This is a genomic window from Pseudomonas sp. WS 5532 (genome assembly GCF_012985445.1).
Taxonomy (GTDB): Bacteria; Pseudomonadota; Gammaproteobacteria; order Pseudomonadales; family Pseudomonadaceae; genus Aquipseudomonas; species Aquipseudomonas edaphica.
In genome coordinates, this window is record NZ_JAAQWK010000003.1 from 195,196 (window position 1) to 218,670 (window position 23,475).

At 60.8% G+C, this 23,475-nt stretch carries 19 protein-coding genes; 9 read left to right on the top strand and 10 right to left on the bottom strand.

Annotated features, from left to right (window positions below; translation table 11 throughout):
• Positions 1-3: 3 nt before the first annotated feature.
• The 5 genes from HBO23_RS07580 (at position 4) to HBO23_RS07600 (ending at position 5,336) form a co-directional block, all read left to right on the top strand.
• Positions 4-1,626, top strand: coding sequence for a phospholipid carrier-dependent glycosyltransferase (locus HBO23_RS07580; RefSeq protein ID WP_170037413.1), 1,623 nt, complete (start codon positions 4-6; stop codon positions 1,624-1,626).
• Between the two features lie 267 nt (positions 1,627-1,893).
• Entirely contained in the window at positions 1,894-2,082 is a 189-nt protein-coding gene (locus HBO23_RS07585) for a type VI secretion system contractile sheath small subunit (protein WP_256349256.1), read from the top strand.
• A 164-nt stretch (positions 2,083-2,246) separates the two neighbouring features.
• On the top strand, positions 2,247-2,960 hold the full coding sequence (locus HBO23_RS07590) for an HPP family protein (protein ID WP_170037416.1): 714 nt from the start codon (positions 2,247-2,249) through the stop codon (positions 2,958-2,960).
• Positions 2,961-3,077: 117 nt separating this feature from the next.
• On the top strand, positions 3,078-4,181 hold the full coding sequence (locus HBO23_RS07595; protein ID WP_170037419.1) for an enoyl-CoA hydratase/isomerase family protein: 1,104 nt from the start codon (positions 3,078-3,080) through the stop codon (positions 4,179-4,181).
• 3 nt (positions 4,182-4,184) lie between these two features.
• Entirely contained in the window at positions 4,185-5,336 is a 1,152-nt protein-coding gene (locus HBO23_RS07600; RefSeq protein ID WP_099549746.1) for an acyl-CoA dehydrogenase family protein, read from the top strand.
• A gap of 146 nt (positions 5,337-5,482) precedes the next feature.
• Here the strand turns inward: HBO23_RS07600 and HBO23_RS07605 are convergent, their stop codons facing one another.
• Genes HBO23_RS07605 through HBO23_RS07625 form a run of 5 tightly spaced genes read right to left on the bottom strand, consistent with a single transcriptional unit; the run spans position 5,483 to position 11,037 of the window.
• Positions 5,483-6,256 (bottom strand): enoyl-CoA hydratase, encoded by a 774-nt coding sequence (locus HBO23_RS07605; protein WP_017138783.1) that lies wholly within the window; start codon positions 6,254-6,256, stop codon positions 5,483-5,485.
• Positions 6,257-6,267: 11 nt separating this feature from the next.
• Entirely contained in the window at positions 6,268-7,395 is a 1,128-nt protein-coding gene (locus HBO23_RS07610; protein ID WP_017138784.1) for an acyl-CoA dehydrogenase, read from the bottom strand.
• Between the two features lie 9 nt (positions 7,396-7,404).
• The gene (locus HBO23_RS07615) at positions 7,405-8,589 is read right to left on the bottom strand and encodes an acetyl-CoA C-acyltransferase (protein WP_138450501.1); all 1,185 of its coding nucleotides are present in this window, start codon (positions 8,587-8,589) and stop codon (positions 7,405-7,407) included.
• A 12-nt stretch (positions 8,590-8,601) separates the two neighbouring features.
• Positions 8,602-9,369, bottom strand: coding sequence for an SDR family NAD(P)-dependent oxidoreductase (locus HBO23_RS07620; protein ID WP_099549743.1), 768 nt, complete (start codon positions 9,367-9,369; stop codon positions 8,602-8,604).
• Positions 9,370-9,390: 21 nt separating this feature from the next.
• On the bottom strand, positions 9,391-11,037 hold the full coding sequence (locus HBO23_RS07625) for an AMP-binding protein (RefSeq protein ID WP_017138788.1): 1,647 nt from the start codon (positions 11,035-11,037) through the stop codon (positions 9,391-9,393).
• Positions 11,038-11,264: 227 nt separating this feature from the next.
• Between HBO23_RS07625 and HBO23_RS07630 the strand changes: the two genes are divergently transcribed.
• The 4 genes from HBO23_RS07630 to HBO23_RS07645 all read left to right on the top strand — a co-directional run bounded on the left by HBO23_RS07630 (position 11,265) and on the right by HBO23_RS07645 (position 16,708).
• Positions 11,265-12,158, top strand: coding sequence for a bestrophin family protein (locus tag HBO23_RS07630; protein WP_170037422.1), 894 nt, complete (start codon positions 11,265-11,267; stop codon positions 12,156-12,158).
• Between the two features lie 78 nt (positions 12,159-12,236).
• Positions 12,237-13,295: a HEAT repeat domain-containing protein gene (locus tag HBO23_RS07635; RefSeq protein ID WP_017138790.1), complete on the top strand. Its 1,059-nt coding sequence runs from the start codon at positions 12,237-12,239 to the stop codon at positions 13,293-13,295.
• 243 nt (positions 13,296-13,538) lie between these two features.
• Positions 13,539-15,041, top strand: a complete 1,503-nt coding sequence (locus tag HBO23_RS07640; protein ID WP_017138791.1) for an ATPase domain-containing protein — start codon at positions 13,539-13,541, stop codon at positions 15,039-15,041.
• Entirely contained in the window at positions 15,038-16,708 is a 1,671-nt protein-coding gene (locus tag HBO23_RS07645; protein WP_170037425.1) for an ATP-binding protein, read from the top strand. Before HBO23_RS07640 ends, HBO23_RS07645 begins: the two co-directional genes overlap by 4 nt.
• A gap of 26 nt (positions 16,709-16,734) precedes the next feature.
• Here the strand turns inward: HBO23_RS07645 and HBO23_RS07650 are convergent, their stop codons facing one another.
• The 5 genes from HBO23_RS07650 to HBO23_RS07670 form a co-directional block, all read right to left on the bottom strand.
• A complete protein-coding gene (locus tag HBO23_RS07650) occupies positions 16,735-17,112 on the bottom strand; it encodes a response regulator (RefSeq protein WP_003217591.1) in 378 nt (125 codons plus the stop codon).
• A 78-nt stretch (positions 17,113-17,190) separates the two neighbouring features.
• Positions 17,191-18,384, bottom strand: coding sequence for a hybrid sensor histidine kinase/response regulator (locus HBO23_RS07655; RefSeq protein WP_017138793.1), 1,194 nt, complete (start codon positions 18,382-18,384; stop codon positions 17,191-17,193).
• Positions 18,378-18,977, bottom strand: coding sequence for a chemotaxis protein CheB (locus HBO23_RS07660; RefSeq protein WP_017138794.1), 600 nt, complete (start codon positions 18,975-18,977; stop codon positions 18,378-18,380). The genes HBO23_RS07655 and HBO23_RS07660 overlap by 7 nt, the downstream gene beginning before the upstream one ends.
• Positions 18,974-19,789, bottom strand: a complete 816-nt coding sequence (locus HBO23_RS07665) for a protein-glutamate O-methyltransferase CheR (protein WP_026013819.1) — start codon at positions 19,787-19,789, stop codon at positions 18,974-18,976. The genes HBO23_RS07660 and HBO23_RS07665 overlap by 4 nt, the downstream gene beginning before the upstream one ends.
• Positions 19,790-19,804: 15 nt before the next feature.
• Positions 19,805-23,302, bottom strand: a complete 3,498-nt coding sequence (locus tag HBO23_RS07670) for a response regulator (protein ID WP_170037428.1) — start codon at positions 23,300-23,302, stop codon at positions 19,805-19,807.
• Positions 23,303-23,475 lie beyond the last annotated feature (173 nt).

The following is a 23,475-nucleotide window of genomic DNA, read 5'->3' on the forward strand; positions in this document are numbered from 1 at the left end:
GACGTGAACAAAGCTCAATCGCCGCTGCTTACAGCAACGATCCGCAATCAGTCGCTGGGGCTCGGGCTCCTGGCGCTGGTGCTGTTTATTGTCGGCAACTGGCACCAGGCAATCATCGGCTTTGACTCGCGTTTCGTGGTGTTTGCCCAGGAAATGCTGCGCCATGGACCGAGTTTTTTCCCCACCACCTATGGCCAGCCTTACGCGGACTACCTGGCGACCTCGACCCTGCTGACCTGGCTGTTGTCCCTGCCGTTTGGCGAGGTCAGCAGCCTCACCGCGTGGTTGCCTACCTCCATCGCCTCGGCGGTGATCGTGGTGCTGGTGTATCGCCTTACGGCGCCCTACTCCACGCGCTGGGGTTTGCTCAGCATCGCGATGCTGCTGCTCAGCAGCACCTTCATCAGCGAAACCCGCGCGGTGTCGCTGGACCAGATGCTCGCGGCCATCGCCTTGACCGTGTTCTATCTGGGCTATGCCCATGACCACTTCGGGGCAGCCAAACGCTTGCATTGGCTGTTTTTGCTGCTGATCCTGGGCTTTGCGGTGCGTGGGCCAATCGGCCTGGTGATCCCCACTGGCGTGCTGTGCAGCTATTACCTGATCAACCGCCAATGGCGCCAACTGTTCACCTTCGGCTTTATCGCGCTGGCAGTGCTGTCGGCGTGTGTCGGCCTGTTGTTGCTGCTGGCCAAGCTCAGTGGTGGCGAGGACTTCATGCAGGACGTGATCCGCATGCAGTTCCTGGGGCGTATGGACGGCACCGAAGGTTCCAGCGGCGTGCTGTATTACTTCACCAGTTCCATGGGCAACTACGCGCTGGCTTATCCGCTGGCGTTGCTGGTGCTCCTGGCAATCGCCATCGGCGGTCGTCGGTCACCCGACCCGGCACTGAAACTGGTGCTGTATTGCGCGGCGGCAGGTTTGCTGGTGATGCTCGGCCTGTCGGTCCCTCAGGCCAAGAAGGCACGTTACATCCTGCCGATGCTGCCCATGGCGGCGATCATTGCAGCCTACCCGTTCCAGGTCAGCCAAGGGCGGCTGTTCGCCTGGCTGCGCGGCTTGATGCTGGGCATCTGGACACTGCTGCCGGCGCTGCTGATAGTCGGGCTGGTGGTGGCGCGCAAGCGTTACCCGGCACAGCTGGACAACCTGGGCGTGGTCTTCGGCGTGCTTGGCGTGCTTCAGGTCGTGTCGCTGCTGTCACTGCTCAAGGCGCGTCTACGCCCGCTGGGGTCGGCACTCGCGGCGGTGCTGGCGCTGTGGTCGACCTACATTGTGGTGGTCGAGCCATTGGAGCGTACGCTTTACGACACCCGCACATTCAGCCTTGGCGTCAAAGAACAGATCATGCAGCAACCGGCCCCCGTGGTGCTGCATGGTTTGGGCAAAGATGCAAAAGCCATCAAGTTCATGGTCAACTTCAACTGCGATAAGGTGCCGCTGTTTACCCAGTCGGCTGCAGACCTGGCGCCACTGCAAGGTCCGGCATGGCTGGTAATGAGCACGAAAGACTTCGAAAATCTGCAGGATCCGCGCTTGCGTTCGATCACCCCGACACTCACCGGGGAGTTCGACAAAGACCCGTATGTGTTGCTCCATCTAGAGAAAGTCAGCGCGCCGTAATTACGCTGACAGTGGTCTGACGGAAACAGCGCCCACTCCTTCAAGAGTGGGCGTTTTTCGTTATGACTGCCCGGAAAGCCCCTACATGGCTATGCGTAAACGCTGGCGCACTTTGCCTTTCGATGCCCGGAACCCAAATGTAGACTCCTTTGTCATGTGCGTTAACTATCTACTACCGGGCGCCGTCAGCCTTCCACGCACACAGACCTGCTTGATCAAAAGGGCAATGCCGTGCCAGAAGACCTGTTGCTTATCCCTGCGCCGAGGCTGGATCGATTGATGGCATTGCGCGATGCCTTGGTGGCATTGAAGGGGCCTTTGGCCGACGACCCTGCCTTGCGGGAGAACCTGCAAAGGCAGCTGTTCAACGAAGAGGCTGATAGCCGCGTGCTCGGACGCATCAGCACGCCGCTGCCGCAACCGACGCATCGCATCACCTATGACGAGGGACACTAACTGCATTATTTTTGCATTTAACCCTCATTAATATGCATTGGCGCCATAGCATCAAGCTCGGCACACTGCACAGGTTCCTCCCCCAAATGTTGGAACGTTCAAAGGGCTTATCCGGGCAACCAGGCGAGCCTTTTTTTTCGTCTGCTGCTTTATGGATCGTGTCGATGCTCGCTCGCTGGTTACCCGCTGCAATCAGTACCCGCCCCGCCGAATGGAGCCGCGCCGCCATTGGCATGGCCTTGGGCACGCTATTGAGTGTCTGGGTGTGTGCCCAGGTATTCGGTATGGAAGTCGCCTTGCACCTGCTCGGCCCGCTGGGGGCATCGGCGGTTTTGCTGTTTGCCGTGTCCTCCGGTGCGTTGGCACAGCCCTGGTCGATTATCGGCAGCTACTTGTGCGCTGCCATTGTGGCTCTGCTGGTGGCGCGGGTGCTTGGCCGCACGCTGGGCAGCGCATGCCTGGCTGCGGGCATGACCGTCGTGTTGATTTGCTGGCTGCGCTGCCTGCACCCGCCCGCCGGTGGCTTGGCCATGACGCTGGTGCTCGCCGATCCGGCCTCTATCGCCCTCGGTTGGCAGGAAGTGGGGCCGGTGATGCTCGGGGCTGGCGCGCTGCTGGCCGGTGCGCTGGCCTATAACAACGTGACACGCACGCGTTACCCCAAAGGCGCGATCGAATCGCCCGCCGTGGTCCTGGGCAGCACAGCGCCGGTGACAGATGCCGCCATCACGGCAGCCGATCTGAAACTGGCCCTGGCCGAGATGGAGCGGTTCTTTGATGTGGAGCCGACGGAGTTGGAGCAACTGATACACGCGGCTGAAGGGCATGCCCGGCGCCGCAGCATCGGTGAAGTGCTGGGTGGCCGCAGCGCTGCATAAATGCAAAAACGACCTGCATGATTCCGGGTTGTACTGGGCAAATTTGCACTGGTACGATCGCGAGATAGTTCGTGCGCGAACATCTTGATAAAGAACAATAAAAGCAGGGAGTTAGTGATGACTGCTCAGGTTTCATCCGAAGCAAGCCACACCAGGATTCTTCAGGGCGAGGTGCTGGCCGAAGTCCGTAACCATATTGGCCACCTCACCCTCAACCGCCCCGCTGGCTTGAATGCCATCACTCTGGAGATGGTCCGCAGCCTGACCACACAACTGCTGGCTTGGGAGAGCGATCCGCAGGTGTATGCCGTGGTCCTGCGCGGTGCCGGTGAAAAAGCGTTCTGCGCCGGTGGCGACATTCGCTCTCTCTACGACAGCTTCAAGCAGGGCGACAGCCTGCACCAGGACTTCTTCGTCGAGGAATACGCCCTCGACCTGGCGATTCACCATTACCACAAGCCCGTGCTGGCCCTGATGGACGGCTTTGTCCTCGGCGGTGGCATGGGCCTGGTGCAAGGCGCCGACTTGCGTGTGGTGACCGAGCGCAGCCGCCTGGCGATGCCGGAAGTGGCCATTGGTTATTTCCCGGACGTAGGTGGCAGCTATTTCCTCTCGCGCATCCCTGGCGAGCTGGGGGTTTACCTGGGTGTCACCGGCGTGCAGATTCGCGCCGCCGATGCGCTGTACTGCGGGCTGGCGGACTGGTGTATCGACAGCGCGAAACTCGCCGAACTCGACCAGAAGCTCGACCACCTGCAATGGCAGGATTCGCCGCTCAAGGACCTGCAGGGCGTATTGGCAAAGCTCGCGGTACAACAATTGCCCGACGCCCCGCTGGCCGCGCTGCGCCCGGCGATCGACCACTTCTTTGCGTTGCCGGATGTGCCGAGCATGGTCGAGCAACTGCAGCAAGTCACTGTCGCCGACAGCCACGAATGGGCGCTCAGCACCGCCAGCCTGATGCAGACCCGCTCGCCGCTGGCAATGGCCGTGACCCTGCAGATGCTGCGCCGTGGCCGGCGCTTGTCGCTGGAGCAGTGCTTCGCGCTGGAATTGCACCTGGATCGCCAGTGGTTCGAACGCGGCGACCTGATCGAAGGCGTTCGCGCGTTGATTATCGACAAGGATAAAACCCCGCATTGGAACCCCGCGACGATCCATGAGTTGGACGCCAGCCATGTCGAGAGCTTCTTCAGTGACTTCAAGCAGAGTGGGAAATAAGCCATGCAAGATATTGAATACACTGAAGAACAAGTGATGATTCGCGACATGGCGCGCGACTTTGCCCGTGGCGAAATCGCCCCGCATGCGCAAGCCTGGGAAAAAGCCGGCTGGATCGATGACGCCCTGGTCGCGAAGATGGGCGAACTCGGCTTGCTGGGCATGGTGGTGCCGGAAGAATGGGGCGGCACCTATGTCGACTACGTGGCGTATGCCCTGGCCGTCGAGGAGATTTCCGCCGGTGATGGCGCCACCGGCGCACTCATGAGTATCCATAATTCAGTCGGTTGCGGGCCAATCCTCAACTACGGCACCGATGCGCAGAAACACACCTGGCTGGCTGACCTGGCCAGCGGCCAGGCCATTGGTTGCTTCTGCCTCACCGAGCCTCAGGCCGGTTCCGAAGCCCATAACCTGCGCACCCGCGCCGAGCTGCGCGACGGCCAGTGGGTGATCACCGGTGCCAAGCAGTTCGTCAGCAATGGCAAGCGCGCCAAGTTGGCCATTGTGTTTGCGGTGACGGACCCGGAACTGGGCAAGAAAGGTATTTCTGCCTTCCTGGTGCCCACTGACACACCAGGCTTTGTGGTCGACCGTACCGAACACAAGATGGGCATTCGTGCCTCGGACACCTGCGCCGTCACGCTGAACCAGTGCACAGTACCCGAAGCCAACCTGTTGGGTGAACGCGGCAAGGGCCTGGCCATCGCCCTGTCCAACCTCGAGGGTGGACGCATCGGCATTGCCGCCCAAGCGTTGGGCATCGCCCGTGCAGCCTTTGAGGCGGCGCTGGCGTATGCGCGTGATCGGGTGCAATTCAACAAGGCGATTATCGAGCACCAAAGCATTGCCAACCTGCTGGCCGACATGCAGACCCAGCTCAATGCCGCCCGCCTGCTGATCCTGCACGCCGCACGCCTGCGCAGCGCCGGCAAGCCGTGCCTGTCGGAAGCCTCCCAGGCCAAGCTGTTTGCTTCGGAGATGGCCGAAAAGGTCTGCTCCTCGGCGATGCAGGTCCATGGCGGGTATGGGTATCTTGAGGACTACCCGGTGGAGCGCTACTACCGGGATGCGCGGATTACGCAGATTTACGAAGGCACCAGCGAGATTCAGCGGATGGTGATTGCCAGGGAGCTGAAGAACTACCAGCTCTAAAAGCCACACAAGACCAATGTGGGAGCTGGCTTGTCGAATCGTCGCACCGCTGCGATAGCATCACCTCGGTCTAACCGATAAACCGAGGTGTCTGCATCGCAGGCAAGCCAGCTCCCACATTTTGATCTTCAGTGTTTACAGCCGGGTTACTGGTCCTTGAACTCCGGCGCGCGCTTGGCCACAAACGCCGCCATGCCTTCCTTCTGGTCCTGGGTGGCAAACGCGGCATGGAACACCCGCCGCTCAAAGCGCACGCCTTCAGACAGGCTCACCTCAAACGCACGGTTCACGCTTTCCTTGACCATCATGCTGATCGGCACGGACTTGCCGGCAATCAAGGTCGCGGTTTTCAGCGCTTCTTCAAGCAGGTCATCGGCCGGCACAATGCGCGCCACAATCCCGCAGCGCTCAGCTTCAACGGCATCAATAAAGCGCCCGGTCAGGCACATTTCCATGGCCTTGGCCTTGCCCACGGCGCGGGTCAGCCGTTGGGTGCCGCCCATGCCCGGCAGTACGCCGAGGTTGATTTCCGGCTGGCCGAACCTGGCGCCGTCACCGGCCAGGATAAAGTCGCACATCAAGGCCAGTTCACAGCCGCCGCCCAGGGCGAAACCGTTGACCGCAGCAATGATCGGCTTGCGGCGGTTGGCGACGCGGTCGCTGTCGCTGAACAGGTCGTCGAGGTAGATCTGCGGGTAGGTCAGCTCGGCCATCTCTTTGATGTCGGCGCCGGCGGCGAAGGCTTTTTTCGAGCCGGTCAGCACGATGCAGCCGATCTGCGGGTCGGCTTCCAGGCCGTCCAGTGCCTGGTTCAACTCGCTCACCAACTGGGCGTTCAAGGCGTTCAGGGCTTGCGGGCGATTGAGGGTAATCAGCCCGACGCGGCCCTGGACTTCGAGCAAAAGGGTTTCGTAACTCATGTATCGGCTCCTTAAAGGTTGCGTGAGATGACCATGCGCTGAATATCGCTGGTGCCTTCGTAAATCTGGCAGACCCGCACATCGCGGTAGATCCGCTCCAATGGGAAGTCGCTCAGGTAACCGTAACCGCCCAGGGTTTGCAAGGCGGCCGAGCAGACTTTTTCGGCCATTTCCGAAGCAAACAGCTTGGCCATCGACGCCTCGACCAAGGCCGGCTTGCCGCTGTCACGCAGGGCTGCGGCGTAATGCACCATCTGCCTGGCCACCGCGATTTGCGTGGCCATGTCGGCCAGACGGAAGGCCACCGCCTGGTGTTCGATCAACGCCTTGCCAAAGCTTTCGCGCTCACGGGCATAGTCACGCGCGGCTTCGAAGGCGGCGCGGGCCATGCCCACCGATTGCGAGGCGATGCCGACGCGGCCGCCTTCGAGGTTGGCCAGGGCGATCCTGTAGCCTTCGCCCTCCTCGCCCAAACGGTTGGCGACTGGCACTTTTACGTCTTCGAAGAGGATCTGGCAGGTGTCGGACGCATGTTGGCCGAGTTTGTCTTCAACCCGCGCCACCGTGTAGCCCGGCGAGTCGGTCGGCACGATAAACGCGCTGATCCCACGCTTGCCTGCGGCCGGGTCGGTGACGGCAAACACAATCACGATCCCGGCGTTCTGCCCGGAGGTAATGAACTGTTTGCAGCCATTGAGCACGTAATGGTCGCCCTCAAGGCGTGCGCGGGTTTTCAGGCTGCTGGCATCGGAGCCTGCCTGCGGCTCGGTCAACGCAAAGGCACCGAGCATGGCGCCACTGGCCAGCGGCGTGAGGAACTGCTGTTTCTGCTGCTCGTTACCGAATTTGAGGATCGGCACGCAACCCACCGAGTTGTGCACACTCATGATGGTCGAGCACGCGCCATCGCCGGCGGCAATTTCTTCCAGGGCCATGGCGTAGGCCAGGTAGCCCGTGTCGCAACCACCCCACTGTTCCGGTACCAGCATGCCGAAAAAGCCCAGCTCGGCCATTTCGCCAATGGCTTCCTTGGGGAAACGGTGCTCGCGGTCCCACTCGGCGGCGAAGGGTTTCAGGCGTTCCTGGGCAAATTGCCGGGCCGCTTCGCTGATTTGCAGTTGTTCGTCATTGGGCAGCATGTTGAGTCCTTAATACAGGCATTCGACGGCCATGGCCGTGGCTTCACCGCCGCCGATACAAATGGCGGCAACCCCGCGCTTGAGGCCTTTCTGGCGCAGGGCCGAGAGCAACGTCACCAGGATGCGCGCACCGGAAGCACCAATTGGATGCCCCAAGGCACAGGCGCCGCCGTGAATATTGACCTTGCTGTGGGGGATTTCCAGCTTGCTCATGGTCACCAGGCTGACCACCGCGAAAGCTTCGTTGATTTCAAACAGGTCAACGTCGCCCAGGTTCCAGCCGGTCTTGCTCATGAGCTTGCGAATCGCACCCACGGGCGCCACCGGGAACAGCCCCGGCTCGTCGGCAAAGGCCGCATGCCCGTGGATCACCGCCAAGGGCTTGAGGCCACGCTGTTGCGCCTCGGACTGGCGCATCAACAGCAACGCCGCCGCACCATCGGAAATCGAGCTGGAGTTGGCCGCCGTCACCGTACCGCCCTCGCGGAACGCCGGTTTCAGGCTGGCGATCTTGTCCAGCTTGGCCTTGGGCGGTTGCTCGTCATGCAGGATGGTCTTTTGCTCTTTGCCGACGGTGACCTGCACCGGGACGATCTCAGCAGCAAAGCTGCCATGGGTGATGGCCTCTTGCGCGCGGGTCAGCGAGGCAATGGCGAAGGCGTCCTGGGCTTCACGGGTGAAGCCATTGTGCTCGGCGCAGTCTTCGGCAAAGGTGCCCATCAGGCGGCCCTTGTCGTAGGCGTCTTCGAGGCCGTCGAGGAACATATGGTCAAGCACCTTGCCGTGGCCCATGCGGTAGCCGCTGCGCGCGCGGTCGAGCAGGTACGGCGCGTTGGACATGCTTTCCATGCCGCCGGCGACCACCACGTCGACACTGCCGGCCAGCAGCGAGTCGTGGGCGAGGATGGTCGCTTCCATGCCCGAGCCGCACATCTTGTTCAAGGTGGTGCAGCGCGTGGCCTTGTCCAGCCCGGCGCCCAGCGCCGCTTGACGCGCAGGCGCCTGGCCCAGGCCCGCGGGCAGCACGCAGCCGAACAGCACTTCGTCCACGGCATCCGGGGCAATCCCGGCGCGTTCGACGGCGGCGCGGATCGCGGCAGCGCCCAGTTGCGGCGCGGTCAGGCCCTTGAGGTCGCCCTGGAAGCCGCCCATGGGTGTGCGCACGGCGCTGACAATAACAATCGGATCGTTCATGGGGTGTTCTCCTTACTTGGCTGCCATACGCAAGGCGCCGTCGAGACGGATCACCTCGCCATTGAGCATGCTGTTTTCAATGATGTGGCGTACCAGCGCGGCGTACTCGGACGGTTTGCCCAGGCGTGGCGGGAATGGCACACCCGCGGCCAGGGAATCGCGCACTTCGGGGGTCATGCCGGCCATCATCGGCGTTTCGAAAATGCCCGGGGCAATAGTCATCACGCGGATGCCAAAGCGCGCCAGTTCGCGGGCAGCGGGCAAGGTCAGGCTGGCGATGGCGCCTTTGGAGGCGGCATACGCCGCCTGGCCTATCTGCCCGTCAAAGGCGGCTACCGACGCGGTGTTGATGATCACGCCGCGCTCACCGTCGGCGTTCGCCGCGGTTTCAGCGATGGCGGCAGCCGCCAGGCGCAACAGGTTGAAGCTGCCGATCAGGTTGACGTTGATCACCTGGGCAAAGCTGGCCAAGGCGTGTGGGCCATTTTTGCCGAGGATTTTTTCGCCGCGTACCACCCCGGCGCAGTTCACCAGGCCGTGCAGGCCGCCAAAGGCTGCAACGGCGGCGTGTACGGCCGCTTCGGCGGCGGCTTCCTGGCTGATATCGGCCACAGCGCTGCGGGCGTTATCGCCCAGTTGCTTGGCTTTGGCCGCCACAGCGTCGGCGTTCAGGTCGACCAGCATCACCTTGGCACCAGCGGCAATCAACATCTCAGCGGTGGCCGCGCCGAGGCCCGAAGCACCGCCGCTGACCAGGAATACCTTGTTTTCAATCTGCATCATTGTTTCCTTAAAAGTGGATCAGGCGATGGCCTGTGCCTTCGCAATTTCCTGATTACGCAAAATAAAACGTTGCAGCTTGCCGCTAGGGGTCTTGGGCAAGTCGCTGACAAATTCGATTTCCCGTGGGTAGGCGTGGGCCGCCAAACGCTTGCGCACGTGCAGACGCAGCTCCTCGGCCAGCTCGGGCGTAGCGCGGTACTGTTCGTTGATCACCACAAAGGCTTTGACCAGCTCGGTGCGCTCCGGGCAGGGTTTGCCGACCACAGCGGCTTCGATCACGGCCGGGTGCTCGACCAGTGCGCTTTCGACATCGAATGGCCCTACGCGGTAGCCGGATGTGGTGATCACATCGTCACTGCGCCCGACAAAGCTGATGCTGCCGTCCGGGTTGAGCTCCACGGTGTCGCCACTGAGGTAGTACTTGCCGACAAACGCCTTGGTCTTTACGCCGTCGTAGCCGGCGAACCAGCACATCGGCGACTGTTCACGGTCGATGGCGAGAATACCGGGCTGGCCTGCCGGCAATTCCTGGTTCTGATCATCGAGCACCACAATGCGGTGGCCCGGTGAGGCAAAGCCTGCCGAGCCGACGTGCACGGGGTGTTCCAGGCCGTGGTGGTTGCACAGCACCATGCCCAGTTCGGTCTGGCCGTAATGGTCATGAATGGTCACGCCCAGGTTGTCGGCAAACCAGCGGATCACTTCCGGGTTCAGCGGCTCGCCGGCGCTGCTGACGATACGCAGCTTGCCCTTGATAGCGCGCGCGAACTGTTCGCCACCGGCAATCAGCAGGCGGTAAGCGGTGGGCGAACCGGTGAGGTTGGTAATCCCATATTTATTGATCACCCGGCAGGTGCTTTCCAGGGTGAACGGCCCATCGTAGAACGTAATCGGGTGGCCCATGGACAACGGCCCGGTCACGCCAAAATAGATGCCATAGGCCCAGCCCGGGTCGGCGACATTCCAAAACGCGTCTTCGGGGCGCAAATCCACCGCGTCGCGGGTGTAGCTCTGGAAGGCGACAATGGCCTTGAGCGGCACCGACAGGGCTTTTGACGGGCCGGTGGTGCCCGAGGTGAACATCAGCAGGAACGGGGCTTCTGCGCCCAGCAGCACCGGTTCGCAGGTATTCGAATAGTTCGGCAGTTCAGCCCAGAAGCTGTAGTCGCCGCGCACGATGCCTTCGCCCTTGTCCCCGGCCACCGTGACGATGGTCGGGCAGCCTTCGACTTCAGCCAGCTTGGGGCGGTTGACCGCATCCGTGACCACCAGTACGGCGCCGGAGCTGTTCAGCCGATGCTCGATGGCCTTGGGTCCGAAGGCGGTAAACAGCGGCTGATACACCGCGCCGATACGCCAGGTGGCGAACACCACCACCAATAACTCTGCCGTGCGTGGCAGCAGCCCCGCCACCTTGTCACCCTGTTGCACGCCTTGGGCCAGGAGGAAATTGGCAAAGCGCGCCGCCTGGTCCTGCAATTGGGTGAAGGTCACACTGGCGCTGCGCCCATCCTTACCTTCCCAAAACAACGCAATGCGCCCCGGCAGCGCGTGGCGATCGCAACACTCCACACAGGCATTCAGGGCTTGCAGGTTGCCGGACAGGGCGGCGTTGACGGTGTGCTGGTAGTCGAAGGCAGTGGTGGCAGCCAAATACTCACGCATGGTTCCAAATCCTTGTGTGTTTTTATTTTCAGGACATTTTTCACGACGAGAATCGCTGAAATAGTCGCTCTAGAGCGCTTTGGCGGCAATGGTCAAAGCCTTCAACTTGGCTGACTGGTTTGGCCAATCATTGATCCGGCTTATCAGCCGGTCAGCCGCAGTGATTGGACGCTCTGGGCGCAAACTCCTAATCTCCAGGCCTGCGCCGCCAAAGAAGCCGTGTCCCGATGATCGTCCGCCCCAAACCCAACCTAATGGGTATCCTGTTTTCCCTTAAAGGTTCGATTGCCAAGCGCATTGCCTTGCGCAGCCTGATGGTCACGTTGCTGGCTTCAGTGATCGTGCTGGTGGAGACCCTGCACCCGGCCTACTTCTCCAAGGTCAATGCCACGCCGTTCACCTTGCTCGGGTTGTCGTTGTCGATCTTCATGAGCTTTCGCAACAACGCCTGCTACGACCGTTGGTGGGAAGGCCGCAAGCAGCTGGGGCAGATGATCATTGAGGTGCGCTCGCTGATCCGCGAAACCCAAGTGCTGGGCAACTCACCCGAGCGCGCCAGCCTGCTGCGTGGGGTGTGCGGGTTTGCCCACGGCCTGGTCGCGCACCTGCGCCATGAAGACGAGGCCCGCGTTATCACACCCTGGATAACTGTTGACCGGGCGCATCCCAATCTTCCCGACAACGTGCTGCAACAACTGGGCGCGCGCTTTTCGCGGCTGGCCGAACAGGGTGTGATCAGTGAATGGCGCTACACCCAGCTGGAAACCCGGCTGGTCAGCCTCAGCCTGGTGCAGGCCGCCTGCGAGCGGATCAAAAGCACGCCACTGCCCTTCCCTTACACGCTGCTATTGCACCGCACCATCTACCTGTTCTGCATTTTGCTGCCGTTCGCCATGGCCGAACCGCTGGGCTGGTTGACGCCGGTGTTCACCGCCATCGTCAGCTACACGTTCTTCGGTTTGGATGAAATCGGTGATGATCTGGAAGACCCGTTCGGTTTCGATGAAAACGATCTGCCCTGCAATGCGATAGTGCGCACCCTGGAGCGCGAGATTCTCGCCGCCCTGGGCGAGATCAATCTGCCTCCTGCCCTGGAACCAGTGGAATACGTGCTCGGCTGATACGGGTTTGACACTCGTCGTGGTCTGACCGAAGCTTGAGGCTTTGCGATTAGCTGCCCCCAGCTTTTGGACGCCTGCATGTCAAAGTCACGCCGTTACTCCATCGTCGGCCTGTGCGCCCTGTTGTTGCTTGTCCTGGTCACCTGGTTTTTCTCCCGCTCCACTCCGGTGGCCGTGCCGCCGGCGATCGCCCATGGTTACGCCAAGGCGTTGAAGCAAGCACGTAACGGCGAACCCGGCGCCGCCCGTGTGCTGTATCAACAGCTGGGCCGCCCGGACTTGTCGCCTGAACGTCGCGCCGCATTGCACGCCGAACTGCCCAATTACCCAAGCCCTCAGGCGTTGAAGCTGGCGGATAAAGACCTGGCTGATGAGTCGCCGTTGGTTCGTGAAGCGGCGATTCACAGTATTGTTGGCCTGGTGCCCAGCGGCCAACGCACCTTACTGCTTGGCCCGGCACTGGACGATCCTGAACAAGCCGTGCGTTTTGCCGCCGCCAACGCCCTGCTCGGCCTGTCGCCGGATACCCTGGGCCTGTATTTCGGGCCTTTGCAGCAAGTGCTCGATGAGTTTGTGAAAAAGCTCAAGGCTGAGCCCGAAACCGCCGAAGGCTGGATTCAGCTCGCGCGCTTGTACATCCACAGCGCCCTGCTGCCGGACGCGCAACATGCACTGGAGCAGGCCATGCGCCTGCAACCGGACAACCTGCAAGCTGTGGTCGCACAAATCGAATTGCTCGATAAGCAGGGCAAGACCGATGAGTCCCGCCAGTTGCTGGCGCGGCAATTGGCGGCACATCCGGAGTCGGCCTACCTGCAACACGCCCTGGGCATGTGGCTGTTGCACCATGGGGAGCGGCCATACGCGTTGCTTGGCCTGTCCAAAGCCGTGGAGCTTGAGCCTGACAATCAGGATTACCGCTTCGACCTCGCCACCACGCTGCACGACCAGGAAGAGGTGGACGCCGCCCAGCGTCAGCTGGAAGAAATCGTCCAGCGCCACCCCGCCAATCGCAAGGCGCGTGTGTTGCTGGTCAGCTATTGGAAGGAAACCGGGCAGTTGCAGAATGTGCAGGTGCTACTGGCGCAGCTGGAGCAGCAGAATCCGGATGATCCGGCATTGCAGCAAGGGCTTTAGTTTCGCGCGCTATGTGGGAGCTGGCTTGCCTGCGATGCAGACACCTCGGTCTGACAGATAAACCGAGGTGATGCTATCGCAGGCAAGCCAGCTCCCACACAAAAGCAGCGCTTTGGCGCAGGTCACAAATCCACCACGATTTATACGACAGGTTGAACCGCCACAACCCGCTACGGTCAAGTAAATATGGCGCGTCCAAGCCGACGCGCCTCCCTTTACTTGTACGTGACCCGAGGGCACTTCTTGTCTACATCCAAAGAGCTGTTCAGTGAAAAGGCGGCCACCGGCATCGAAGGTCTTGATGACATTCTTTCCGGGGGGCTATCACGCAGCCACCTGTTCCTGCTGGAAGGCGAACCCGGCACCGGGAAAACCACCGTAGCGCTGCACTTTCTGCAAGCCGGCGCGAAAAACGGTGAGCGATCCTTGTACATCACCCTGTCAGAAACCGAACGCGAGTTGCGTCAGGGCGCCAAGTCCCACGGCTGGGACCTGGACGACAACATTCACATCTTCGAGCTAACCCCGCCAGAAAGCCTGCTCAACGCCGAGCACCAGCAAAGCCTGCTGTATTCCTCCGACCTGGAGCTGGGTGAGGCAACCCGGCAGATTTTTGAAGTGGTGGAACGGATCAAGCCCACTCGCGTGGTGGTCGACAGCCTTTCGGAAATCCGCCTGCTGGCGCAAAGCTCGCTGCGCTATCGCCGCCAGATCCTGGCGATCAAACACTACTTTGTGCGCTACGACGCCACCGTACTGCTGCTTGACGACCTGACCACCGAATCCCTGGATAAAACCGTGCACAGCGTGGCCCACGGCGTGATTCGCCTGGAAGAGTTGACGCCCACCTACGGCGCTGAACGCCGCCGCATCCGCGTGGTGAAGTACCGTGGCCAGAAATACCGTGGTGGCTTTCACGACTTCACCATCATGCAAGACGGCATCCACGTGTTCCCGCGCCTGGTGGCCGCCGAGCATCGTGGTGGTTACGTGCGTCAGACTTTGAGCAGTGGCATCCGTGAAATGGACGCCTTGATGGGCGGCGGCGTAGAAACCGGCTCCAGCACGCTTATCCTCGGCCCGGCCGGAACCGGCAAATCCTTGATCTCGATGATATTTGCCGCCGCCGCAGTGTCGCGTGGCGAAAAAGCTGCGCTGTTTATTTTCGATGAAGAGCTGGGCCTGTTGTTCGAACGCATGAAAAATATGGGTATCGACCTCGCTGCGCTGCAAGACACCGGCAACCTGCTGATCGAGCAGGTGGATGCGGCAGAGCTGTCACCTGGCGAATTCTCCCACCGAGTCAGGCGTTGCGTCGATGAACGCGGGATCAAAACCGTGGTCATCGACAGTATCAACGGCTACCAGGCGGCGATGCCTGAGGAAAACTCTCTGATCCTGCATATGCATGAGTTGCTGCTGTACCTGAACCGTCGCGGCGCGGCGACGTTCATGACGGTGGCCCAACATGGGTTGGTAGGCGACATGCAGGCCCCCGTCGATATTACTTACCTGGCTGATACCGTGATCCTGTTGCGTTATTTCGAAGCACTCGGCAAGGTTCGCCGGGCCATTTCGATCATCAAGAAACGTACCGGCAGCCACGAGTCCACCATTCGTGAATACCGTATCGGCGGCAGTGGTTTGACAGTGGGCGAGCCGCTCGACAACTTCCAGGGCGTACTGCGCGGTATCCCGACTTATATGGGCGCCGGTTCCCCACTGCTCAAGGAAGAGGGCGTGTGACCGGCCTTTCTCCCCTCTCCGAGCGCGCAATTATTCTCGCGCCACTGGGCCGTGACGGCTCCCTGGCGCTGATGATGCTCAAGGAAGCCGGCTACACCGGCATGGTTGCCGGGAACCTGACTGAACTCTGCGAAGCACTTGGGCAAGGCGTCGGTATGTTGGTGATTGCCGCTGAAGCCCTGCGCGGTGTCGATCTGGAGCCCCTGCTGCATTACCTGCATGAGCAGCCGGCCTGGTCCGATTTGCCCATCGTGCTGATGACCCACCATGGCGGCCGTGAACAGAACGGCTCATCCCACCTGAGTGGCCTGCTGGGCAACGTGACCTTCCTGGAGCGCCCTTTCCATCCAGTAACCCTGATCAGTCTGGTGAGCGCGGCCCTGCGCGGCCGGCGCCGGCAATACGAAGCGCGTGACCGCCTGATCGACTTGAGCGAGAGCGAGTTGCGCCTGCAACGCACCCTGGAAACCCTTGAGCAGCAGGTTGAAGAGCGCACGGCGCAACTGCGCAACAACGAAGATGCGCTGCGCCAGTCACAGAAAATGGAGGCCGTCGGCCAGTTGACCGGCGGTATCGCCCATGACTTCAACAACATGCTCACCGGCATTATCGGCAGCCTGGAGCTGCTGCGCAGGCGGGTGGCCCGCGGCAAGTTGGACGACCTGGACAGCTTGATCGACTTGGGCGTGACCTCGGCCAACCGCGCTGCCGGCCTGACCCACCGCTTGCTGGCGTTTTCACGGCGCCAGTCGCTGGACCCCAAACCCGTAGAGATCAACCAGTTGGTCAGTTCCATGGGTGAACTGCTGCAACGCAGTATCAATGAAAGCATCGCCTTGGACATGCGTCTGACCGATGAACTCTGGACCGCCGAGGCCGACCCCAATCAGCTGGAAAGCGCCCTGCTCAACCTGGTGATCAATGCGCGCGATGCCATGCCCAGCGGCGGTAGCCTGACCGTTGAGACCACCAACCGCCACCTCGACAATGTGTTCACGGCCGCCTATGGCACCTTGCTGCCAGGCGATTACGTGGAACTGAGCGTCAGCGACACCGGCTGTGGTATTCCCGAAAGTCTGTTGGGTCGCGTCTTCGACCCGTTCTTCACGACCAAGCCAATCGGCCAGGGCACCGGCCTCGGCTTGTCGATGATCTACGGCTTTGCCCGCCAATCCCATGGCCATGTCACCATCCATAGTGAAGTCGGCAAGGGCACGACAGTCAGCCTGTTCCTGCCGCGTTTTATCGGTGAGCGCGTCGCGGACGCCGTCACCAACCCGGCACTGCTGCCATTCGCCAATGCCGGTGAGACAGTATTGATCGTCGAAGACGACGCCGCCGTACGCGTGCTGGTCAGCGCAGTGCTCAAGGAATTGGGCTATGCCTTTGTCGAGGCTGGCGATGCCAATACCGCCGTGCCGATCATCGAATCCGACCAACGCATTGACCTGTTGATCAGTGATGTGGGCTTGCCCGGCATGAACGGGCGACAGCTGGCAGAAATCGGGCGGCAATTGCGCCCGGAGCTCAAGGTATTGTTTATCACTGGCTACGCCGAGCATGCGGCGGTGCGCGGCGGGTTCCTGGACCCAGGGATGCAACTGATCACCAAGCCGTTCACCTTCGACCTGCTGACGGCCAAGGTGCGTGAGATGATCAAGCAATAGGGCTGCTGCGAGGCAGCCCTATTGCTTCAGGCCAGCAGGCGCTGGATATGCTCTTGCAAGGTGTCCAGATCAAACGGCTTGGCCAGGATTGGCGCGTTGCGCGTGATCGGGCTGTTGCAGTCGAGTATTTCTTGCGGGTAACCGCTGATAAAGATCACTTTCAATTCAGGTCGCAGCTTGATCGCAGGCTCAGCGATCTGCACCCCGGAAATCCCGCCCGGCAGGCGGTAATCCGTGACCATCAGGTCCAGGTGCGGCTTGGTCGCCAGAATCTCGAAGGCCTGCTCCCCATCGATCGCCTTCAGCACCCGGTAGCCCAGGCCTGCCAGGTATTCACCCAGCACAAACATAATGGATTCGTCGTCTTCGACGATCAGTACGACATCTTGTGCATCTTCACTCATGGGAAGCCTTTGTCCGGTCAGTTGCTGCAAGTACGACCATGGGGTCACGCAGAGGTTGCGTCGAGGCGACGATTGATTTCATTGCGGCTCGCCAAGTGGCAGGCACACCCTGAACAACGCGCCCTCGCCTATCTGGCTTTCCACCTCGATGGTGCCGCCATGGGCCGTCACGATCTGCTCGGAAATAAACAGCCCCAAGCCCAGGCCTGCCGCTACATGGCTGGCCGAAACGCGTTCGAATTGCTGGAAAATGCGCTTCTGGTTGTCTGCGCTGATGCCGATGCCACGGTCACGCACCTCGACGCGCGCCTCACCGTGCTCGGTGTACACACGCACATCCACTGGGCTTTTGGCACCGTAACGCAAAGCGTTGGTGAGCAGGTTGGTGACCACTTGCTCAATACGGAACTCATCCCAATTGCCCTCCACAGGTTCATCGGCAACCAGGTGCATCGAAGAACCGGCGGATGCCACTTGCGGGGCGAAGTTTTTCACCAGGTTGCGCACCAGTTGCGCCAGGTCGAAGCGCGCCGGACGAATCGACAATTTGCCGGTGCGGATGCGCGACACGTCGAGCATGTCCTCGATCAGACGGATAAGGCTCTGGATCTGACGCTCGTCGCGGTCAACCATGGCGTGCATCTTGTCCAGGGTAAACGCGGCGGCGTTATCCCGAGCCAGGTGCATCTTGCGCAGCTGCGTTTCCAGAATCAGCCCGTTAAGCGGTGTGCGCACTTCGTGAGCGACGATCGACATGAAGTCGTCACGCATGCGCACGGCCTGTTCAAGCTCTGCCTGGGTGGCCTGCAGGCGCGTCAGCAGCAGCTCCTGCTCGCGGCGGCTGCGCTCCAGGGCTTCGACCTGCTGTTTCATGGCCTTGCTCTGGCGGTACAGGTCGACGAACACATTGACCTTGCTTTTCACCGCATGGATATCCAGCGGCTTGTGCAAAAAATCCACCGCACCGCTTTCATAGCCTTTGAAGGCATAGTTGAGTTCGCGGCCGGCGGCGCTGACGAACACAATCGGGATGTTCTTGGTCTTTTCGGTGCCGCGCATCAGTTCGGCCAGCTCGAAACCGTTCATGCCGGGCATCTGCACATCGAGAATCGCCATGGCGAACTCATGCTCCAGCAACAGTGACAAGGCCTCGTCAGCGCTCAAGGCCTTGAAAACCTGCCGATCTTCGCGCTTGATCAGCGCCTCAAGGGCCAGCAGGTTTTCCGGCAGATCGTCGACGATCAGCAGTTTGGCCTGGACAGTACTTAACATGGGGAAGATTCCAGGGAAGCCAGCAGTGAGCCAATCCGGCTCAAGGTGAGAATATGATCAGGTGTGTGCAAGGCCAGCGCCGCCAAGGGCATCACGGCGATACGTGCTTCTGTGGGCTCTTGGACGATGGTGGTGCCACCCGAGTCTTTGACGTGGGCAAGGCCACGCGCGCCATCCTGGTTGGCGCCGGTCAGCAGAATCGCCAGCAGGCTGTTGCCGTAGGTGTCGGCAGCCGAGGCGAAGAGGTAATCGATGGCCGGCCGCGAATGGTGCACGCGGTCTTCCTGGCTCATCGACAGGCTACGGTCGCTTTCTACCGACAGGTGATAGCCGGGGCCGGCGAAATACAGGGTGCCTGGCGTAATCGTTTCCTTGTCGCGTGCTTCTTGCACCGGAATGCTCAGGCGCCGCGCAAAGACTTCGGCCAGCTGGCTGCGGCGCTCATCCGGCAGGTGCAACACGGCAATAATCGGCAAACTGAAGGTGTCAGGCAACGTACCAAAAATCGTCAGCAACGCCTCAACACCGCCGGCGGAGGCGCCGACGACGATGGCTTCAATCCCGCGTGGCGGGTTAGTTGCGGCCTCGCTCATGATTTTCGGTAGATCCGTTCCTGTTTGACCAAGGGTTCGAATTGCTTGCTGTAGGCGGAGAAATCCAGGGTTTCCTTACTGCCCAGCACCAGGAAGCCGCGATGGCACAGCGATTCATGAAACAACCCAAACGCTCGATCCTGAAGCTTTTTATTGAAATAAATCAGTACGTTGCGACATGAAATTAACTGAGTTTCTGAGAAGACGCTATCGGTTGCCAGGCTGTGATCGGCAAAGGTCACGTTCTCGCGCAGCGTCTTGTCGAAGATCGCGTAATCGTAAGCCGCTGTGTAGTAGTCGGCAAATGAACGTTGGCCGCCCGCCTGCTGATAATTGGCAGTGTACGCACGCACGTTCTCCAGGGAGAAAATCCCTTGCTTGGCTTTGTCCAGGGACGCCGGGTTGATGTCCGTGGCGTAAATGATGGTGCGCTCCAGCAAACCCTCTTCGCGCAGCAGGATCGCCATGGAGTACACCTCCTCGCCCGTGCTGCACCCGGCGATCCAGATTTTGATCGAGGGGTAGGTCTTGAGCAGCGGCACCACTTCCCGGCGAATCGCCAGAAAGTGCGACGGGTCGCGAAACATCTCGCTCACCGGGATCGTCAGAAACTGCAGCAACTGCATGAACGCCGTCGGATCATGCAACACCCGCTCCTGCAGCGCAGAAATGGTCGCGCAATCGAACTGGCGCAGTGCGTGGGCCACGCGGCGCTTGACGGACGCGCCGGAATAGTCGCGAAAGTCGTAGCTGTACTTGAGGTAAATCGCCTCAATCAGCAGGCGCAGCTCAATGTCGCTGCTTTTTTCCAAGAAAACTTGCTCCACTTAAATGCGTTCCATCTTTGGCAGCCATACGCGAATCAGCGAGAACAGCCGGTCCAGGTCAATCGGCTTGGCCAGGTAATCGTTGGAGCCCGCCGCGAGGCAGCGTTCCTGATCGTCCTTCATGGCTTTGGCCGTCACTGCAATAATCGGCAGTTTCTTCCAGCGTGGGTCCTGGCGGATCAAGGCAGTCGCCTCGTAACCGTCCATCTCCGGCATCATTACGTCCATCAGCACCAGGTCGATGTCCTCGACTTCATTGAGTTTGTCGATGGCTTCATGACCGTTACGCCCGATCACCACCACCGCGCCTTTGTGCTCCAGGGCACTGGTCAGGGCGAAGATGTTGCGCACATCGTCGTCGACCAGCAGGATCTTGCGCCCCTCGAAGACCTTGTCGCGGCTGCGGGCGGTCTTGAGCATCTTCTGGCGGTCATGGGACAGCTGGGATTCGACTTTGTGCAGAAACAGTGTCACTTCGTCCAGCAAGCGTTCAGGTGAGCGCGCGCCTTTGATGATGATCGAGCGCGAATACTTGCGCAGCTCGGCTTCTTCATCGCGGGTCAGGTTACGCCCGGTGTACACGATCACCGGCGGGAACGAGCAGATATCCTCGGTGGCCATGCGCTTGAGCAGCTCATTGCCGAGCATGTCCGGCAGCTTGAGGTCGATGATCATACAGTCGTAGACGTTAGTGCGCAGCAGGTCCAAGGCGGCCTGCGCGTAGCCGACGTCGGTGATTTCGATGTCATCGTCGCCGATCAGGCGGGCAATGCTGTCGCGCTGCAGGTCATCGTCCTCCACCAGCAACACGCGCTTGACCTTCTGGGTCAGCTTGGCTTCCAGGCGCGCAAACACGTCCTTGAGCTCTTCGCGGGTGGTCGGCTTCACCGCATAACCGATGGCGCCCATGTGCATGGCGGCTTCGACGCGGTCTTCAACGGAGATCACATGCACGGGAATGTGGCGGGTATTGGCGTGCTCCTTGAGGCGTTGCAACACGGTCAGCCCGGAATGGTCGGGCAGGCGCATGTCCAGCAGAATCGCGTCCGGGATGTACTCCTCGGCCAGACTGTAGCCTTCGTCTGCGCCGTGGGCGACCAGGCAGTTGTAGCCCAGTTCGTGGGCCAGGTCGTAAAGGATGCGGGCGAAATTGGGTTCATCTTCCACCACCAGGATGCAGCGGGTAGCGAACGGTGCCTTGTCGCGGTCGTCGGCAAAGCGCGGAATCTGCTTGGCATCGGCCACCGGCAGCGGCGAGATCGCGATGGGCTTGGGTGCAGGTGCCGCCACCACTTGGCGCGGCGGCTCGATCGGCGCGGCACCTTCCTCGCGCTCTACATATTGCTCCGGCAGTACCAGGGTGAATACGCTGCCCTTGCCCGGTTCGCTGGTCACGCTGATATAGCCGCCGAGCAAGGTCGCCAGATCACGGGAGATCGACAGGCCCAGCCCGGTGCCGCCGTAACGGCGGTTGGTGGTGCCATCGGCCTGGCGGAAGGCTTCGAAGATACTTTCCTGCTGGTCTGGCGCGATGCCAATGCCCGAGTCGCGCACGGTAAAGGCTACGCCCTCCCCTAGTGCACGGGATACCGACAGGCTGACATCACCCTGCTCGGTAAACTTGACCGCGTTGGACAGCAGGTTCTTGAGGATCTGCTCCAGGCGCTGGCGGTCGGTGAACAGCATCGGCGGCGCATCCGCTTGAATGTCCACCTGGAAGCCCAGCTTGCGGTCAGCCGCCAGCGGCTCGAACATCCCGCGCAGGCCATCGACCAGGCGCGCCACGCTGGAGTTTTCCGGGCGCATTTCCAGCTTGCCGGCTTCGACCTTGGAAATATCCAGAATATCGTTGATCAGGTTCAACAGGTCGTTGCCCGCCGAATAGATCGACTCGGCAAACTTGACCTGCTCGGTGCTGAGGTTTTCCTGCGGGTTCTCGGCGAGCAATTTGGCCAGAATCAACGAGCTGTTGAGCGGCGTGCGCAGCTCGTGGGACATGTTGGCGAGGAATTCGGACTTGTACTTGCTGGAGCGCTGCAGCTCGTCGGCACGGTCTTCCAGTTCCAGTTGAGCCTTGTTCAACTCGACGTTCTTGCGATCCATGGCGTCGCGCTGTTCGGCCAGGGTCTGGGTCTGTTCGGCCAGTTGCTCGTTGGTCTGCTCAAGCTCAGCCTGCTGGGTTTCCAGATGGGCCTGGGACTCCTTGAGGATACGTGACTGTTCTTCGAGCTCTTCGTTGGCGGTTTTGAGTTCTTCCTGCTGCACTTGCAGCTCTTCGTTGAGCTGCTGGGTTTCGGCGAGCACTTCCTGCAGGCGTTGGCGATAGCGCGCCGCTTCGATGGAGGTGCCGATATTGCCGGCAATCAGCTCCAGCAGCTCGACGTCACGATCATCCAACGGGCGCAGGAAGCCGAGTTCGATCACGCCGTTGACGCGATCATCGTCGCTGGTCGGTACCACCAGTACGCTGCGGGTCGAACCTTCGCCCAGGCCGGAACTGACCTTGAAGTAATCCACCGGCACATCATCCAGGCGAATCAGGCGATCAAGCTGGGCGGCCTGCCCGACGATGCCCTCGTCGCTGTAGATCGCCTGCTCTTTTTGCTCCTGCTCACGGGAGAAGCCGTAGGTGGCCACGCGCTTGAGGCCGCCGTGCTCTTCGCGCACATACAGCGCCGCTACCGCCGAGCCCATGTATTGGGCGAAAAACTGCAGGATATTGCGCCCAAGCATGTTCAGCGTCAGTTGGCCGAGCACCTGTTCGGCCAGTTCGGTCTGGCCGTTACGCAGCCAGGCTTGTTGCTCCAGGCGCCGGGCGATCTTCTGTTGTGACGCGAGGTTTGCGCTGTAACTCTCTGATAATGCAATTAAATTCTTTCTACCGATGTAGGCCAGAAAACCGCTCAGTCCAAGCACGAAGGCCAGGTACAAGGTCACGCTGATGATCGTGGTGCGGGTGACATCGGCATTGCGCGTGACACGGAACGCTTGCTCCATCGCCACCGCATCCGTGTATTCGTTGCGAATCGCGTCGGTCAGGCTCTTGCCGCGGCCGGCCTGCACCGCCCCGCGGTAATCGCCACTGCTGCGCTGCAAGTCGATCATCGATTGGGCGTACTTGTTCCACTCGTATTGCATGGACTCCAGACGCTTGAGGCGGTCGACCTGCTGTGGGTTGTCCGCCACCAGCTCCTGCAGGTTGCGCAGGTCACCAATGATGCGGGGCTTGGCCACTTCGTAAGGGTCGAGGAAATGCTCGTCGCCAGTGATCAGAAAGCCACGCAGGCCGGTTTCCAGGTCCACCGTCAGCTTGGATGACTCATTGAGGTTATTGATAACCCGGTCGGTGTGCTCCACCCACTGGATAACCGACAGCAAATAAGTGATCAGGCAGACGAAAAACACCGCGCTGAGCACGCCGACGCCCAAGGGTAACGCGACGTTTCGGCTCAACAGGGTACGGAAGCTCTTTTCATCGACGGACGACGCGGGAGTCATGGGCATGCCTTGGCCAAGTGCGGAAAAAGGGGGAGTTTGCCCGAATATCAGGGGGCAAGGCTATGTTTGTGCGTTGTTTTGAAGCGCTGGCCTACAGGCTGCGAGTGAGTTACACGCCAATTCGGGCCGGTTTCATCAGACCCCTTACATACGTGCATACAGATGCGGCGGAA